The organism is Paenibacillus apiarius (assembly GCF_017052585.1).
GTDB classification, from domain to species: Bacteria; Bacillota; Bacilli; order Paenibacillales; family Paenibacillaceae; genus Paenibacillus_B; species Paenibacillus_B apiarius.
The window spans coordinates 2,804,456-2,820,006 of record NZ_JAFFHZ010000001.1 but is presented as its reverse complement, the minus strand read 5'-3'; the positions used below and the strand labels follow the sequence as shown (position 1 = coordinate 2,820,006).

Below are 15,551 nucleotides of genomic sequence, written 5' to 3'. Positions count from 1 at the left end.
TTGTCATAGCGCTATACCAAATCTCGCTTGCGAATCGCATTCTTTGCCCTGACGATACCGAGGGTCAATACTTGTGTAATCACCCCTAATGCAAGAATGCCGCTTACCCATGAGTAGTACTTGGCGACATACACGATTGTCAGGACGAAGCTTCCGCCCGAGAGAGCAATGGCTATGGCTAGAAAGGTAGTGAATCCAAGTATAATTAACGAACTCTTAAAATATTTGCTTCCGCTATAGCTCAACTCCATAATGATGAACGTCATATTGATAATCATGGAAAATGCGATAAGCATAAATGCATAAGCCATTATGGAGACCGGTCCCAGCTCCGCTCTCAATCCAGGACTAAAAATAACCTGAATGGAAATAAAAAGGGTCATGTTCAACGTAAACGCAACGACCATCATCATGATGCGAGATAAGGCGATCGTATGAATGTCAATCGGCAAGGTGCGCAGCTTTATCATCCATTTTGTATATGAATCTTCCTGTAAATAACGCATCGAACGGCGTGAAAAGAAAAACCCCATATTAGGCAGCGTAATCAAGTAGACAAAATCCAACGTTCCGCTTAGAAATCGATACATTTCTCCGCCTTTACCCAATACGCCATTCAACATGAACAAGCTCGTAACGCTCATATACATACTGAACAGCAGCGTCATAACAAATCCCCACTTGAAGCGTACGAGATCATTTTTGACGAGCGCCCATGCTTGTTTATATCGATTGCCCACTGTTCATCCCTCTTTCTGCAACGGATTCCGTTCCGTATGTGTGCAGCTCACCATACTTGCTGTGCTGTATGTCATGTATACTGCGCTCACTGTGCTTACTGTATATATCTTTATACACAGTATAATGACTTTGCTGTTTTATTGTCAACACCATAGAACGTGACGTGAACATAAAAATCCGTCCCACCGTGAACGAATCTCACAGCAGGACGGATTATCCGTAGAACCTATTATGTGGTTAGAGACCAAATATCGCGTCAATGACCGGCTTGGTATGGCCGCCCGGATACAGCAAATACAATAAGCTATATACCGTTATTCCGGTAATTGCCGTAGCAAACCAAATAATAGATGTGATTTTCCCCAGCTTGCGGTGTGTTTTGAACCGCGATTTGAAGCCGGTATACAGCGTTACGAGACCGAATACGGCAGCAACCGTCGCCAATACGATATGGAATAGCAGGAAGATCAAATAAAAAACTTTCAAATCATCCGGGCCGCCCCATGACGTATTACCTACAAAAATGGTCCGGGATACATAAATGATAAAGAACAGAAGCGCCGCCACGGCGGCCGCCACCATCGTCTTCTTATGCTGCTCCCGTTTGCCTTTGATGATTAGCGCCCAACCGATAGCAACGAGAATCGCGCTGATGGCAATGAACGATGTGCTTACCGCTGGCATCAAATTATATAAATCCACGAAAGTAACGCCCTCCTCAACTCATTCAACAAGGTGCTTTATGCTAACCTTTGCGCTTGTTCTCCGTTATCATTATATAGGATTTCTACGAGTTCATCTGCCCTTCCGGCATCAATTCCACAAAATCGTCATCATCTTTGCCTTCTCTGCGGAACCAATGAACGAAGACATAGCCGAGTATACAACCGTACATCGTCTCTTGAATCAGCTTCATGAGGATGCCGCCCAGCTGTTGATCTTCAAGCGGATTGAACCAGTTGAAAAACTCCGGACCGTCGAACGCTGCCAGCATGGCGGCCGGATCGCCCGAAATGCAATAGCCCATTGCCTCAATCCATGCATCCTTGTCCACATACGTGGCGAACAACGGATCACTTGCAAAGATGATGAGCGCACAGGCCGGCGTGATGAGAAGCCCGTTTAGAAAAATGTAGCCCATTTTTTTCACATCGGCAAGGGTGTTCCATTCGGGAACCGGTGCTACGACCCACCACCACATAAGCGCAGCCGCAATGAACAGCACAATATAATAAATGATATGTTCCGTATAGTGTGTCATGACATAGTCATGCACGACAGGCACATGGTAGAACGAGAACAATACATTGAACAGCACAGCGCTCAATATCGGATGAGTAAACTTCTTCAATCGTCTGAGAGGCTTCCGATCAAGCAGAAAACGCCACATCCAGCCCGGCACGGAAAGGAGAATGAGCGGAGGCACAATAATATACGACAGGGCCATCATAAGCATATGAAACGTAAACATCATATGACTCATCATGTTAATAGGTCCGCCCTGAGCAAGATAAAAGAGCAGCACGCCTGCGATAAACATGACTTTCTGCCTTAAGGATACCGGCTCCGAGTTAGCGAAGCGATCTCTAAACGGACCTGTCACCCCAAGATATAAAATGATGACGAGCACCGAAGAGACAAGAAACAACGGACTCCACACATCATACAAACTGAAGTATTTCGTTAAACCGAACATGAATGTTCATTCCCTTCCCTCGTTATCGCCACCATTTCGCCACATTTTATCCCATTATGGAAAAAGAGGCGACGCTAAATGCGTCCCCTCTTGTGCAGCATGCCTGCCTTCGCTTACCACCATACCCAGTATACGGACATGACAATTGCTGTAAAGGCAATGATAGCTCCGCCTATCATAAATACAATTGGCAGCATATGACCTTTATCTTTCATATGCATCCAATATGCCATTTGAATCACGACTTGCAAGACCGCCATAACGAGAAGCAGGATTACCGTAAACGTCGGGTTCACTTCACCTACCGAGCCTACGGCTACAAAAGCGATTAACGTCAGCACGATGGAGAAGATAAAAGCGATAATATGCTTTTGTTTACCTTCATGCTTATGACGGCGTTTCGAGTTGTCCGGTGCCATATCATGTGCTGTCATTCGCTTAGCCCACCTTTCCCATTAAGTAAACGACGGTAAAGATGAATACCCATACGACGTCGATAAAGTGCCAGTAAATAGCCGAGACATACACCTTCGGCGCCGTAACGAGGTTCAACCCTTTTTTACGGACTTGCGCGATCAGAATCGAAATCCACGCGACACCGAATGCCACGTGAGCTCCGTGAAACCCGACCAACGTATAGAAAGCTGAACTGAAGGCGCTTGTCGTAAAGGTATGGCCTTCATGCACATATTCAACAAACTCGTAAATTTCCATCCCAAGAAAGCAGAAACCAAGAATAACGGTTACGATTAGCCAGTTAAGCATTGCTTTGACTTCCTTGCGATGCATCGCTTGGATAGCAAACACACTCGTCAAGGAGCTGACTAGCAATATGGCGGTAACTAGCCCAATCATCGGCAGTTTGAACAGTTCGTTCGCGGAAGGTCCGTCACCGATTTGGTTGCGGAGCGCAAGGAACGTCGCAAACAAGGTTCCGAACAACACTGCTTCTCCGCCAAGGAACAACCAGAAGCCGATTACCTTATTGCGGCCTTCTAACGTCGCTTTTTCCGGTTCGTGAGGCCATTGGCCATCTGCGTGATGTGCAGGCGCGCTCATGCTTTAACCCCCTTCTGTTCCAACTCTTCCGGTTCAATATGATAACCGTGATCATCCTTAACCGAACGCAGGAACATACAGCCGAATGTAATCAGCAAGCCGAACACTGCGATAATATGATTGCCGAACAAGAAGTTCAAAGCCGTGTTGCCAAAGTCATCTTTAGCGAACATAAAGCCGAAGCCTGCGACGAACAAGCCGACGGACATTATAAATGGCAGAATGGATGGGGACGGCATATGAATCGGACCTACCGGCTCGGCGGCAGGCATTTCTTTGTTGCCTTCCATCTTCTCTTTCCACCAAGCATCATAACCGCGCACAAGCGGAGTCTGCTTGAAGTTGTATTCCGGTGCCGGAGATGGAATCGTCCACTCCAACGTGCGTCCGTCTTCCCATGGGTCGTTGCCCAGGTTCTTCGGCTTCATCGATGTAATGACGACGTTGACCAAGAACAAGATGACACCAAGGCCCATCATAATCGCACCGATCGTGCTGACCAAGTTCATCTTATCGAAGCCTTGGTTAGGCAAGTAGGTGAAGACACGGCGCTGCATGCCAAGCAAGCCCAAGAAGTGCTGGATAAAGAATGTCAGTTGGAATCCAATCCAGAATAACCAGAATGTTACTTTGCCCAATGGTTCGTTAAGCATGCGGCCAAACATCTTCGGCCACCAAAAATGAAGACCTGCGAACAGCCCGAGCACGAGCCCCCCTACAATCGTGTAGTGGAAGTGCGCTACGACGAAATAGGTGTCATGGAACTGGAAGTCGGCCGGCGCGGATGCCAGCATGACCCCGGTAACGCCCCCCATGACGAACGTCGGAATGAAACTGATAGCGTACATATTAGACGCTGTGAAGCGAATCGAACCGCCCCACATCGTAAACAGCCAGTTAAATATTTTAATCCCTGTCGGTACCGCGATCAGCATCGTCGCGATGGAGAACAACGCATTCGCCACAGGTCCAAGACCGACAGCAAACATATGGTGCGCCCAAACCATGAAGCCCAAAAATCCGATTAGCACCGTCGCGAATACCATGGAGCTGTAACCGAACAAGCGCTTGCGCGAGAATGTGCTGACCACGTCGGAAATAATCCCGAACGCCGGAAGAATGAGAATGTACACTTCCGGGTGGCCAAAAATCCAGAATATATGCTGCCACAATACCACGTTGCCGCCATTCGGCACGTAGAAGAAGTTGCCCCCGAAGAGACGATCGAACATAAGCAGAATCAAGCCTACCGTAACGGCAGGGAAAGCGAACAAAATCAATGCGGACGTTATGAATGACGCCCAAGTGAACATCGGCATGCGCATGAAGGACATTCCTGGGGCACGCATGTTGATAATGGTTGCAAGGAAGTTAATGCCGCCTATCAACGTACCGAGACCGGATATCTGCAACCCTATCGTATAAAAGTCAACTCCGTGCGAATTGCTGTAATCTACCGACGCAAGCGGAAGATAGGAAGTCCAGCCCGCATCAGGCACGCTGCCGATAAGCCAGCTCAGGTTGAGAAGCACCCCCCCGAAGAAGAATGTCCAAAAGCCCAGCGCGTTCAGGAACGGGAACGCAACGTCGCGCGCGCCAATCTGCAGAGGAACGATAACATTCATTAGTGCAAGAATAATCGGCATGGCGCCAAGAAAAATCATCGTCGTGCCGTGCATCGTAATCAGCTCGTTGAACGTCTGGGCGTCAACGAAATCATTCATTGGTTTAATCAACTGTATACGGATTAAGATAGCCTCAATACCGCCTATTCCGAAGAACAATGCTCCGGCAACAAGGTAGAGAATACCTATCTTCTTATGGTCGACCGTCGTCAGCCAATCCATTAAGCCGCGATGACGCTTCACCGTGTGAGCCAAGGTCGTTACCTCCCCTAGAAGATGCTATACTATTGCTTATTGAATTCTTTCAAGGACTCTAACTTGTACTCCGCCAAGTACTTCACAATGCCATCCAGTTCTTCTTCAGACAACTGCTCTTTGAACGCAGGCATCGTATTGCCCGGCTTAACCTTTTGCGGTTCCGTGATCCATTGGCGCAGCTGCTCTTCGACTACCGCCTGCTCAATAGGTTCATCCACCGTTTCGCGATTAAGCATGATTCCAGCAACAGCCTCGCGGCTGCCGAAGCCCTTCAAGTTCGGCCCAAGAGCTGGCGCATTGTCAATGGCATGGCAAGTCAAGCAGTTCTGCTTGAAGCTTTCAGCAACCTTAGGGTCACCTTCAAACGCTTTCGGTTCCGCTTTCATCTCAGCTACCCAAGCCTTGAACGTTTCATCGCTTACAGACTTCACCTTAAACTCCATCAATGCATGCGATTGTCCGCACAATTCCGCACATTTCCCACGATAGAGGCCCTCTTCGTAAGCCTCGATGAACATCTTGTTCACGTTGCCTTGAGGGTTGGTATCCATCTTGCCGGCAATGGCGGGAATCCAGAATGAGTGCAGCACGTCAGCCGTTCTTAATTCGATTGCGATTTTCTTGCCTTTCGGTATGACCAGATCGTGGGCCGTATTAATACCTAAGTCAGTATATTCGAACTCCCACCAGAATTGATGACCGGTTACCTTCACATTGACAGCATCCGGGTCGCCGCTATAGTCCTCGGCAAATGCAAAAACGTATTTCACAGTCGGTACGGCCAGAATGATAAGGAGAAGTATCGGAATTACCGTCCAGATCACTTCCAGCTTGTGGTTTCCTTCGATTTGCTTCGGTATTTCGTCTTGTCCTGGGCGTCTGCGATAGCGAATGACGACATAAATCGCAATCGCAAACACGGCGACGACAACAATCGTCATAATCGTAATCGCTAACAGCATCAAACCATACTGCTTGTCTGCAACCGGCCCTTGCGGGTTGAGAGTAGACAAATCCGCGCGACCACAAGCGCTTAGGAGCAAGACGAGCCCGGCAAACAACGGAAGGAGTCGCTTCACTGCATGCCACCGTTTCATCATTGATCAACCCCACTTTGTACATTTTCGCTGACTACCGCATCTCATGCCCTTGCGGACCTCTCGTGGCATATGCGCGTTCATGGTGAGTGAACATATGCTCCTGCTTGCCTCACGGAAAGCCCGGGTTGGCCGTCTCCACATGCAAATACCTTAGATAAAAGATCAGATGCGCATGCTGATCCGGCCGGTCAAAGCGAGTCACCGGCTCTAGCACGGATGTTGTAATCCTGTCAATTAATACAATCACTTACCTAAATATAATTTCCATAATTTTATTTGTCAATGTTTCCCGTTGAGTTCACAAAGTGTTCAGAATCTAAAAATGCCGCGCCAAATCAATGTTTGTAATCGATTACAGGTGACAAAACATATTTGAACATTGTGTCGAAGGAAGTCATTTTTTGTCATTTCATCTTTGTTTTCCGATATCTTTGATCTCATTCTGCATACTTCCCTGCTCTTTTTCAAAAAATAATCGAGAAACATGAAGGAGGTCAAAGCCGTGTCTTCAAACTTTGTTCATAAATTAATTGGGCCAAACCGCCGGGTTCGCGCTTTTGTCACATTTGCCATCATCATGATTTGTTCCGGGTTGTTCTTAGGCGCCTGCGCCGGATCCCGTGCCGAGCTGTCAAAATCACCGGACGGCAACACGAAGGGAAATTATGCCGACCGCAAGATCAAGTCTTCTCAAACCGCACAATCGACGCAGCCGTCATCCCAATCCAATGGGAATGCCCGTCGATACCGCGCCCAAAGCCGGCAACAACAGAACAATATGATCGGTTCAAACGGACACAGCCTCTCGACGATGTTCATCAATCGTCCCGTAAGCAACGCGGTCGGCAACATCGACGGAGTGGCGGTCGCTTACGTGCTGCAGCTGCACGACAATGCTTATGTCTCTCTTACGCTGGATGGAGCCGGGCTTGGCACGAGCGGACGCGGGGGAAAGAATAGGCGCGAGCAGCAAGGCATGGGACGAATTGAAACGAGCTGGCAAATGGATGAAGAAGCTAAAAGCAATCCCCCTCGCTTCGTGACACCATCCAGTCCAATGCGCACCTTGAAGCGAAGCGATGATTTGGCCGATGAATTGTTGCACACGATTGATGTCCTTATTCGAGAGCGAGCTCCGGAAGTCAAGCACGTCTACATTAGCGCCAATATGGACCTGTTCAATGCGCTGACCCCATATATTATGAAGGCATATCCGGATGAATCGCTTCAATGGGCGCAGGATGATATCATGTACCACATTCGCCGCTACTTGTTGCGTTGACTCATTCTCATCCAAGGAATTATTTCCTATTTAAATAGACGGTATAATTCGTCAGGAGAATGCATGCTTATAAGTTCTTGTGCCTGCCGCCAGGTGTAAACGGAAGCATGGTCAGCACGCGCGGGCCGCTATCCGTGACGGCGACCGTATGTTCGAAGTGCGCTCCCCACGTTCCGTCACAGGTCAGAACCGACCATCCGTCATGTCCGAGCATGACCTCTCCAGAAGCGCCGAGCGTGAAGATGGGTTCCAACGTGATGACCATCCCTGATTCCAGCATCGGGCCCGTGCCAGACCATCCGTCATTCGGCACTTCCGGCGGCTCGTGCATGTCCTGACCAATGCCATGACCGACCAATGTTGTTACGATTCCGTAATCGTGCATGCGGGCGATCCGTCCGATCGCACTTGATATATCGCCGATCGAGGTGCCCGGAATGACCAATTTAATCGCTTGACGAAGCGCATGCAGCGTATGCTGAACGAGCCGCTTCACTTCGGGACGCACGTGTCCAATCGGATATGTCCATGCCATATCGGCAAGCCAACCTCTATAATTAACGACGAAATCAATCGTCACAATATCACCCGAATTCAGCTCGCGCGCGTCTGGAAATCCATGGCACACCACGTTGTTAACGGAGGCGCAGGTGGCATATGGATAACCGTAATAGCCTTTTTGCTCAGCCGAAGCGCCGTGTTTGTGAAGCCATCGTTCCACAAACCGATCGATTTCATGCGTCGTTACACCCGGAGCGAGCCGTGAAGCAACTTCACGGTGGCAGCGCGCTGCCAAATGTCCTGCCTTCTGCATCAGCTCCAGCTGCATATCGGTCTTTGTCTCGCCCATGACATTCCCTCCTTGACAGTTCCCAATGTTTAATATATGACCCGACCTATTCAAAGTAGAAGCCATTTCCAAATATCTTCTATTTCCAAAATATTATATTTCCATATGCAAAGTCTATAGCCTGCAACATGTATCAATATTGCAAACAGGGCGCAACCGAGATCTTCGGTGCGCCCTGTTCAGCAGTTCCCATATGTCAAGTCGAAACGAAAGCGTAACGCCCTCTATCCAAATTTTCTGTCTTGTGTCGCATCAAAGCCATTGTTGCTTAGGAAACACTTGTGTCCAGTTTCCCCAATTCCAACTCTACAAGCTGAGTTAATTCGTCTTCATAGCCTCCCATAATCCGGTATTTCCGGATGTACTCCTTCACAAATTTCCGAGGATTTTTCGGACGGAAAATGCGCGTCATCTCCAACAAGCTTTCTTTCACTTCGTTGTGACCTTTTGTTGCCATGAAAATTCCCTCCCAAAGCGTTGTAGATCATGCTCCGCAACGGAGAATCAATTGGACGTATCGCTTCTCATTCTGGAATTTGCAACCTTTTAGTCCTATTATATCATATTCATCTGCACTGCAAAATCACACAATCCTTCTTAACCAATTCTCCATTGGGCATCCTAAAGGATATACAACGCACGCTATCCATTGTATTGCCATTTAACGTATAACAACTTATAAACAGGAGTGCTCAGCATGAATCAGAAAAGCGTTGTACGTATGCCATCTGCGATGCCGGTTGAGGTACATATCAATCCGGTCAACCTGCAAAAAGCATTGGAGCGGCTGCCTAAGCTGTTCCCGCGCCTCTATTGCTGTCTAATCGCCCGTCACGGCCATATCGCAGCGGAACAATATTACAATGGCGGAGAGCCGGGTAGATTGAATGATCTGCGGTCTGCCACGAAAAGTTTTCTGTCCGCCTTAATCGGCATCGCGGTGCATCGCGGCGACATGCCGCTGCCAGAAGAGCCAATTCTCCCCTATCTGGAAGCTGACATGCCCGTTCGCTCAATAACCAATGAAGGATGGCGCAATCTTACGTTTAAGCACCTGCTCACGATGACATCAGGCCTGCATTGGCAGACGGGCAATAAACTGGGGGAACGCTGGATTCACCGCTTCCATAACAGCTCGAGCTGGCTTCGCTTCGCGCTGCGCCTTCCGGTACATCCCGAACGGCATGGCAAGTTCCAATATCGGAGCATCGATTCCCACTTGCTGTCCGTGCTGCTTACCCGCTGCACCGGCATGCGCGCGGACGAATATGCCGAGCATTATCTGTTCCGTCCCCTCGGAATCTCGGAATACCGCTGGGACTTGTCGCCGGATGGACACGCCGCCGGCCACATCGGTCTGCATCTGACGGGGAGAGACATGCTCGCCTTCGGCCAGCTCATCCTCAATGATGGCAAGCGTCTTGCAGACAGTCGGAATGAAGGAGCGCCTTCCTCTACAGCCGTCATACCTGTGGAGTGGATTCGCGAATCGCTTCAGCCGCACGTCTCCGGTCTGCCGGCATTCGGCCATTACGGATATCAGTGGTGGGTTCATCGGCTCGGCTCGCATGACGCAGCCTGTGCTGTAGGACATGGAGGACAGCTTATATATGTCATCCCCTCTCATGGATTGACTGTTGTATTTGCGGGCAATCCGCGGGTATGCCGCTGGCGGCACCCGAAGCGTTGGATCGAAGAATGGCTGCTTCCTTCCTGCAGCTAAGCTTGCTCAGACGGTCCATTTATGAAGACATCGCAGGTCAAGCACCCATACAATCTTTTAACATGACCGTAACGGAGGTTTGCTGGAAACACCTGTAACCCCGCGTTATAATGGTACAAGCAGGAAAGGGGCGTTCGCGTTTGAAAGGGATTCGCGCATTGGGTTTAGGCCGGGATATCGTACTGCTGGCCGTCATTTTATTTTTGGTGGAGTTTGTACGCGGGGCGGCATTGGTGTCGTTTATACCTATTTATGGAAAAGATGTGCTGCATATAAGCTTGGCTATAATTGGAACGGCCATCACCGCACATTATTTGACAGATACCGTGCTTAAGACCGGAATCGGCTATTTGCTTGATCGGTTATCGGCCCGGCTTATCATTAATGTCGGATTGCTTATTTCGCTTATCGGCGTGGCTTTGTTCCATTACGGCGCGAATAACTGGATATTTATCACTGCCGCCGCGTTGTATGGAGTCGGCATATCTCCGGTGTGGATCGTTTGCTTGACCAAAGTGAAAGAAGAGCAGCGGGCCGCCCAGATGGGTTTTCTCTATATGATTTGGCTGGTTGGGATGGGCTCCGGTCCGGTTGTGCTCAATCTGGTCATTGATCACCGTCCCGGTCTGTCATTTTGGCTTATCGTCAGCCTTGCCGCCATCGCTTGGCTGCTCAGCTTCTTCGTCCCCGGCGGGAAACAGACCGATTCGAACGTCAACACCGTTCCATTCAAGGAGCAATGGGAAGCGCTGCGTGTCAAGCTGAAAGCGATGAAGCCGCTTCTGCCAGGCATGATATTACAGACGTTAGGCGCGAGCATGCTGGTCCCGATACTGCCAACCTTCGCTGCGGATACTCTCTCGCTATCGAGCAGCCAGTATTCCATATTGCTTTTGCTTGGAGGCGGCTGCACGGTGCTAGGGCTTGTCCCGATGGGCAAATGGTCCGACAAAGTCGGACGCAAACCGTTCCTCATCACGGGCTTTGCCATATTCGGACTCACTCTTGCATCATTGTCGCTGCAGCCATCCAAGCTTGTGGCCTATGGGTTGGCCATCGTGCTCGGCCTATCGTATTCCGCCGTGCTGCCGGCGTGGAATGCGCTGCTCGCGCTCTACGTTCCGCCCGGGCAAAAAGGGCTTGGCTGGAGCTTGCTCTCTACCGTGGAAGGCATCGGTGTGCTCATCGGCCCGGTAATTGGCGGCGTGCTCGCCAGCGCTTTCTCGGCAGCGACCGTCGTATGGATTAGCGCAGGTCTCTTTGCCGTCATCGCGCTGGTCTATACGCTGTTCCCGTCGCGCTGGTTCGCAGAGCGGTAGCAGCTTTTTGCATCTATTCGCATCCATGAACGTAATGCCTTTGTAAGATTCGACGCAACCCGTTTTAATGAGGTGATTTATATTGTGGCAGTGGCTGCATGATATGATTTCCATGCTCAAGCATCTGGATATGAAGCAAGTCGAAAGCTTGCTTGAGCAGTATTCGAACTTGGGACCTTTGCCGGGCATTTTGCTTCCGTTAGTAGAGGCATTCCTGCCCTTTCTTCCGCTCATCGTATTTGTGATGGCCAATGCCGCCGCATACGGACTGTGGCTCGGTTTCTTGTATTCATGGATCGGCGTGTGCGCCGGTTCGTGCATCGTTTTTTGGCTCGCGCGCAAGTTCGGGGGACGATTCGGGATGTATATTCAGAAACGCATGCCTTCGTCTCAGCGTTTTTTTCATTGGATGGAGGAAAAGGGATTTACGCCTCTCTTTATTTTGTATTGCTTTCCGTTTACGCCTTCCTCGCTTATCAATATTGCGGCCGGCATTAGTACCGTTCCGTTTCGGACCTTCGTGATTGCGGTCATGTCAGGCAAGGCGGTCGTTATTTTCCTGATGGCCTTTATCGGCCACGATTGGCAGGGCTTCATTCACCAGCCTTGGCGGATTGCCGTTGCTGTTCTGGCGCTTGTCTTGTTATGGTTTGGGGGTAAGAAGCTCGAATCGCGCTATCATCTGTAGGCCCCTTTAACGGCGCTAACCGTTGATGACGTGAAGGATATTTTCCCGGCAACGGGGCAACTTATGGGTGTATAGCCTACATTGGGGCAACTGCTCACCGGCTTGAATCGAGAGGACGAAAGGAGCAACTTACCCGCATGTCGAAAGAAAACCACAAGATGCATCCAATATCACGCGATCGCGTGGAGGTAGATGGCATATACGCCAACGAATGGGGACGCGAAGAGGTGCTGCATCGCGGCCAGACCTATCCTTCCGACCCGCAGCTTGGAGCGACGGAATGGGAACTGAAACAATTCATTTTCGACAACCACCATGACGGTCGGACTGACCCGCGGCTCGTTCCGAAAGCGGAGGACAAGGAAGAGCCTCCGAAGCAATTACATCCGCGCAAACATCAGGATCGCGGAGACAAGTAATCATTGTTGCCGAAAGGGGGCGGTGCCCCCTTTTGTCATGTTACGCATACTGCATTCAATTGCCCGCGTTCCGCTGTTAAATCATCTGCCGGATACGTTCGGCCAATTCTCCGGCGAATCCTTCCGCCCCCAGCATCCGCCACTCCGTATTCGTCAATCGGAATGTAGTGAAGCATTCATCCGTGGCCGCCGCTTCATTCAACCATCCCCCGGCGCTCCTCGCCGAACGGTCTATCTGAATAAGCAGCCCCAAATATTGTTCCGTTCCAAGGAAGACCAATTCAAGCTCATCCAAGTCTCCGCGAAAATAACCCGTAGGCACAAATTCAAATTCCTGAACAAAGGGATATTTGCCCCCAAGGCGCGGGGCATATTCGCATTCCGCTTTCCGCAAGCGGAACCCAAGGCGGTTGACCCCATCGATGACGATGCTTTGCTCCACGCTCGGAATAAGTTCAATCCGGTCATTGTCCGTTGGATCCAATGCGCTCGTTATATCCAGCTCCGTCTTGAGCCATACTGTCGTATTGTCAATGCTTAATGGGGTCTGCGGCGGCAGCCGGATGGAAAACGGAACGTCCCGCGTCTCATTGGCGTCAATGGTGAATGCCTCGCTGATGCCGTACCGCTGCAACTCGCAATGAATATGCTGCCGGACACGATCTGCCTCACGGGCATATTGCGTCATGAGCAGCAAGCGTATGCCCTCTACCTGCTGGGCGCTTTGGCCGCCGCGTATCTTGACTACGCCGCGCACCTCTTCCCCCGGAGCATAACGCCCCCGTTCAAGCATCGTATCGACCTTGGCCGCGCCAATGCCGATGCTCGTTAAGAAACGGTTGAACATGGACATGTCTATGTTCCCCTCCCCTGAACTATTCACCAACGTATATGTTTGAAATTGGAAAATGTTTCTTCTCTTTCATCCATTCGACGAATACACATTTTTTCCCTGCTATATGAAAATAACTTCCTTACAAATAGTTCACGCAAACTCTATTCATTTTGTTATTATGAAAGAGCGACAAATCAGCATAAACAACGAGATTCATTTAAATATGTCCGTATGAAACGTCTATGATTCGGCTAACATGGGAGAGATGGAATTTTGATGTTGTTTGTAGTAAATCGCAATGCGGGACACGGAAAGGGACTACGGGTTTGGCGTGAAATCGAAGCCCGTCTCCAACGGTTCGGCACCTCCTATACCGCTTGTGTCACTGCGACCTCGGAAGAAGCTGAAATGCGTGTTCGAATGCACATCGATCGCCACCCTCGAACTTCAGTCATCGTCATTGGCGGAGATGGAACCATACATCGTCTATTGCCCCTCTTAACCGGCACAGAAGTTGCACTCGGCGTTATTCCTGCTGGTTCGGGCAATGATACGGCGCGCGGCTTCCATCTGCCCACTGAACCGTTAAGCGCATTAAATATAATATTGCACGGCCGGCGCAGGATCGTCGACCTTATCCAACTGAACGGAGAATGGACGTTGACCGCGCTCGCTACAGGCTTCGACGCTGACGTCGCAGAGACGGTCAATCGCAGCTGCTACAAGCGCTGGTGCAACCGGCTGGGCTTAGGCTCTGCCGCTTATTTAATCGGAGCAGCAGAGACGCTCTCCAGATTCAAGCCTGCCGACGCGAACGTGCGCGTCAATGGGATAGAGCGCCGTTACAAAGACGTATGGTTAACGGCGATAGCCAACGTTCCCTCCTATGGAGGAGGAATCCGGATATGCCCCCAGGCAATGCCGGATGACGGGGAGCTGGACATTTGCATCGTACATGGATGCAACCGCCGGACACTGCTGCGTCTTTTCCCGACCGTGCTAACTGGAAAGCATGTGGAATTGCCATACGTCACCATGTTGCGTGGTCAAGAGGTGCATATCGAATCGTCCATCCCCAGGATCACTTACGGAGACGGAGAACGTTCGGGCATGACGCCGCTGCAGGCCGTTATCGCGCCGGGAAGACTGCAGCTGCTTGTGCCGCCCAAAGAGTAGCCCGCCACGCCCGGCTGGGGTCTGGCATTGAGAATCACCGGTTCTTCCTTATATTAGAACTTGCGAATGACCCGTTTCTGAGTTATAAATCGGGGTAAGTATTATGTGGAACATATTGAACGAGAAAGGGGCTGCACCCAGTGGGAGAACCCAAAGTTAAAACGTTTTTTCAAGAATTCAAACAATTCGCCATGCGCGGGAACGTAATCGATTTGGCAGTCGGTGTCCTGATCGGAACCGCGTTCAACAAAATCGTGACTTCCATTGTCAATGACATAGTTATGCCGCCCCTCGGCGTCTTGCTTGGCGGGGTGAACTTCAAAGACTTGTTCATCAATCTTGATCCAAACCAGACGCTTGCGAACGGCCAACCGATACAATCATTGGCACAAGCCCAATCAGCCGGCGTGCCTGTTATCGCCTACGGCCAGTTCATCAATGTCATCATCGACTTCCTTATCGTCGCCTTCTCCATATTCCTTATCGTGAAGGGCATCAACGCCCTCCACCGCAAGAAGGAGCCAGAGGCCCCTGCAGAACCGGCAACGAAGGATTGCCCATTTTGCTTGTCCGAAATTCCGAAAGAGGCGGTTCGCTGCGGACATTGCACATCTATGCTGAATGAAGCCGAGGCCAAAGCATAAGCAATCTATCGCAAACTAGACAACCAGCGCGTTTCCCCTCCGTTTCGAAATGCAATCTTCCGCAATCTGACACAATAAAGGCCTTCTCCTGCTGTACAAGCTAGTACGATCAGGAGAAGGCCTTTATGTTATGGCA

General features: G+C 50.2%; 17 protein-coding genes. 7 read left to right on the top strand and 10 right to left on the bottom strand.

Annotation, left to right across the window (positions count from 1 at the left end; translation table 11 throughout):
- Positions 1-11: 11 nt before the first annotated feature.
- The 7 genes from JSQ80_RS12910 to coxB all read right to left on the bottom strand — a co-directional run bounded on the left by JSQ80_RS12910 (position 12) and on the right by coxB (position 6,479).
- Positions 12-740 carry a hypothetical protein gene (locus JSQ80_RS12910; RefSeq protein ID WP_206095555.1) on the bottom strand — a complete coding sequence of 243 codons (729 nt, stop codon included), beginning with the start codon at positions 738-740 and terminating at the stop codon, positions 12-14.
- Positions 741-978: 238 nt separating this feature from the next.
- Positions 979-1,443 carry a DUF420 domain-containing protein gene (locus JSQ80_RS12905; RefSeq protein WP_087431771.1) on the bottom strand — a complete coding sequence of 155 codons (465 nt, stop codon included), beginning with the start codon at positions 1,441-1,443 and terminating at the stop codon, positions 979-981.
- A gap of 85 nt (positions 1,444-1,528) precedes the next feature.
- On the bottom strand, positions 1,529-2,437 hold the full coding sequence (gene ctaG / locus JSQ80_RS12900; protein ID WP_087431772.1) for a cytochrome c oxidase assembly factor CtaG: 909 nt from the start codon (positions 2,435-2,437) through the stop codon (positions 1,529-1,531).
- Positions 2,438-2,550: 113 nt separating this feature from the next.
- Positions 2,551-2,871, bottom strand: coding sequence for a cytochrome C oxidase subunit IV family protein (locus JSQ80_RS12895; protein ID WP_087431773.1), 321 nt, complete (start codon positions 2,869-2,871; stop codon positions 2,551-2,553).
- 4 nt (positions 2,872-2,875) lie between these two features.
- The gene (locus tag JSQ80_RS12890; RefSeq protein ID WP_087431774.1) at positions 2,876-3,496 is read right to left on the bottom strand and encodes a cytochrome (ubi)quinol oxidase subunit III; all 621 of its coding nucleotides are present in this window, start codon (positions 3,494-3,496) and stop codon (positions 2,876-2,878) included.
- A complete protein-coding gene (gene ctaD / locus JSQ80_RS12885) occupies positions 3,493-5,343 on the bottom strand; it encodes a cytochrome c oxidase subunit I (protein ID WP_087431845.1) in 1,851 nt (616 codons plus the stop codon). The genes JSQ80_RS12890 and ctaD overlap by 4 nt, the downstream gene beginning before the upstream one ends.
- A gap of 62 nt (positions 5,344-5,405) precedes the next feature.
- A complete protein-coding gene (coxB, locus tag JSQ80_RS12880; RefSeq protein WP_206095554.1) occupies positions 5,406-6,479 on the bottom strand; it encodes a cytochrome c oxidase subunit II in 1,074 nt (357 codons plus the stop codon).
- A gap of 502 nt (positions 6,480-6,981) precedes the next feature.
- Here coxB and JSQ80_RS12875 point away from each other — a divergent pair.
- Entirely contained in the window at positions 6,982-7,761 is a 780-nt protein-coding gene (locus JSQ80_RS12875; RefSeq protein ID WP_206095553.1) for a hypothetical protein, read from the top strand.
- A 67-nt stretch (positions 7,762-7,828) separates the two neighbouring features.
- Here the strand turns inward: JSQ80_RS12875 and map are convergent, their stop codons facing one another.
- Together map and JSQ80_RS12865 are read right to left on the bottom strand one after the other, a co-directional pair.
- Positions 7,829-8,611 (bottom strand): type I methionyl aminopeptidase, encoded by a 783-nt coding sequence (map, locus tag JSQ80_RS12870; RefSeq protein ID WP_087431777.1) that lies wholly within the window; start codon positions 8,609-8,611, stop codon positions 7,829-7,831.
- A gap of 268 nt (positions 8,612-8,879) precedes the next feature.
- Positions 8,880-9,068: a hypothetical protein gene (locus JSQ80_RS12865; RefSeq protein WP_087431778.1), complete on the bottom strand. Its 189-nt coding sequence runs from the start codon at positions 9,066-9,068 to the stop codon at positions 8,880-8,882.
- A gap of 240 nt (positions 9,069-9,308) precedes the next feature.
- Between JSQ80_RS12865 and JSQ80_RS12860 the strand changes: the two genes are divergently transcribed.
- The 4 genes from JSQ80_RS12860 to JSQ80_RS12845 all read left to right on the top strand — a co-directional run bounded on the left by JSQ80_RS12860 (position 9,309) and on the right by JSQ80_RS12845 (position 12,760).
- Entirely contained in the window at positions 9,309-10,334 is a 1,026-nt protein-coding gene (locus JSQ80_RS12860) for a serine hydrolase domain-containing protein (RefSeq protein ID WP_206095552.1), read from the top strand.
- Between the two features lie 140 nt (positions 10,335-10,474).
- Positions 10,475-11,653, top strand: coding sequence for an MFS transporter (locus JSQ80_RS12855; protein WP_206095551.1), 1,179 nt, complete (start codon positions 10,475-10,477; stop codon positions 11,651-11,653).
- Positions 11,654-11,735: 82 nt separating this feature from the next.
- Positions 11,736-12,341 (top strand): TVP38/TMEM64 family protein, encoded by a 606-nt coding sequence (locus JSQ80_RS12850; RefSeq protein ID WP_240463647.1) that lies wholly within the window; start codon positions 11,736-11,738, stop codon positions 12,339-12,341.
- Positions 12,342-12,478: 137 nt separating this feature from the next.
- A complete protein-coding gene (locus JSQ80_RS12845) occupies positions 12,479-12,760 on the top strand; it encodes a transposase (RefSeq protein WP_087431780.1) in 282 nt (93 codons plus the stop codon).
- Positions 12,761-12,836: 76 nt separating this feature from the next.
- Here JSQ80_RS12845 and JSQ80_RS12840 read toward each other — a convergent pair whose 3' ends face one another.
- Positions 12,837-13,613 carry a sporulation protein gene (locus JSQ80_RS12840; protein WP_206095550.1) on the bottom strand — a complete coding sequence of 259 codons (777 nt, stop codon included), beginning with the start codon at positions 13,611-13,613 and terminating at the stop codon, positions 12,837-12,839.
- A 258-nt stretch (positions 13,614-13,871) separates the two neighbouring features.
- Here JSQ80_RS12840 and JSQ80_RS12835 point away from each other — a divergent pair, with 258 nt between their 5' ends.
- Together JSQ80_RS12835 and mscL are read left to right on the top strand one after the other, a co-directional pair.
- Positions 13,872-14,771 (top strand): diacylglycerol/lipid kinase family protein, encoded by a 900-nt coding sequence (locus tag JSQ80_RS12835; protein ID WP_206097575.1) that lies wholly within the window; start codon positions 13,872-13,874, stop codon positions 14,769-14,771.
- 140 nt (positions 14,772-14,911) lie between these two features.
- Positions 14,912-15,415, top strand: a complete 504-nt coding sequence (mscL, locus tag JSQ80_RS12830; protein WP_206095549.1) for a large conductance mechanosensitive channel protein MscL — start codon at positions 14,912-14,914, stop codon at positions 15,413-15,415.
- Positions 15,416-15,551 lie beyond the last annotated feature (136 nt).

What these genes read in the sequence shown, in the direction of transcription:
- coxB (WP_206095554.1), bottom strand. Translation starts at nt 6,479, where the DNA reads ATGATGAAACGGTGGCATGCAGTGAAGCGACTCCTTCCGTTGTTTGCC.
- ctaD (WP_087431845.1), bottom strand. Translation starts at nt 5,343, where the DNA reads ATGGATTGGCTGACGACGGTCGACCATAAGAAGATAGGTATTCTCTAC.
- JSQ80_RS12865 (WP_087431778.1), bottom strand. Translation starts at nt 9,068, where the DNA reads ATGGCAACAAAAGGTCACAACGAAGTGAAAGAAAGCTTGTTGGAGATG.
- JSQ80_RS12840 (WP_206095550.1), bottom strand. Translation starts at nt 13,613, where the DNA reads ATGTCCATGTTCAACCGTTTCTTAACGAGCATCGGCATTGGCGCGGCC.
- ctaG (WP_087431772.1), bottom strand. Translation starts at nt 2,437, where the DNA reads ATGTTCGGTTTAACGAAATACTTCAGTTTGTATGATGTGTGGAGTCCG.
- JSQ80_RS12895 (WP_087431773.1), bottom strand. Translation starts at nt 2,871, where the DNA reads ATGACAGCACATGATATGGCACCGGACAACTCGAAACGCCGTCATAAG.
- JSQ80_RS12860 (WP_206095552.1), top strand. Translation starts at nt 9,309, where the DNA reads ATGAATCAGAAAAGCGTTGTACGTATGCCATCTGCGATGCCGGTTGAG.
- JSQ80_RS12835 (WP_206097575.1), top strand. Translation starts at nt 13,872, where the DNA reads ATGTTGTTTGTAGTAAATCGCAATGCGGGACACGGAAAGGGACTACGG.
- JSQ80_RS12890 (WP_087431774.1), bottom strand. Translation starts at nt 3,496, where the DNA reads ATGAGCGCGCCTGCACATCACGCAGATGGCCAATGGCCTCACGAACCG.
- map (WP_087431777.1), bottom strand. Translation starts at nt 8,611, where the DNA reads ATGGGCGAGACAAAGACCGATATGCAGCTGGAGCTGATGCAGAAGGCA.
- JSQ80_RS12845 (WP_087431780.1), top strand. Translation starts at nt 12,479, where the DNA reads ATGTCGAAAGAAAACCACAAGATGCATCCAATATCACGCGATCGCGTG.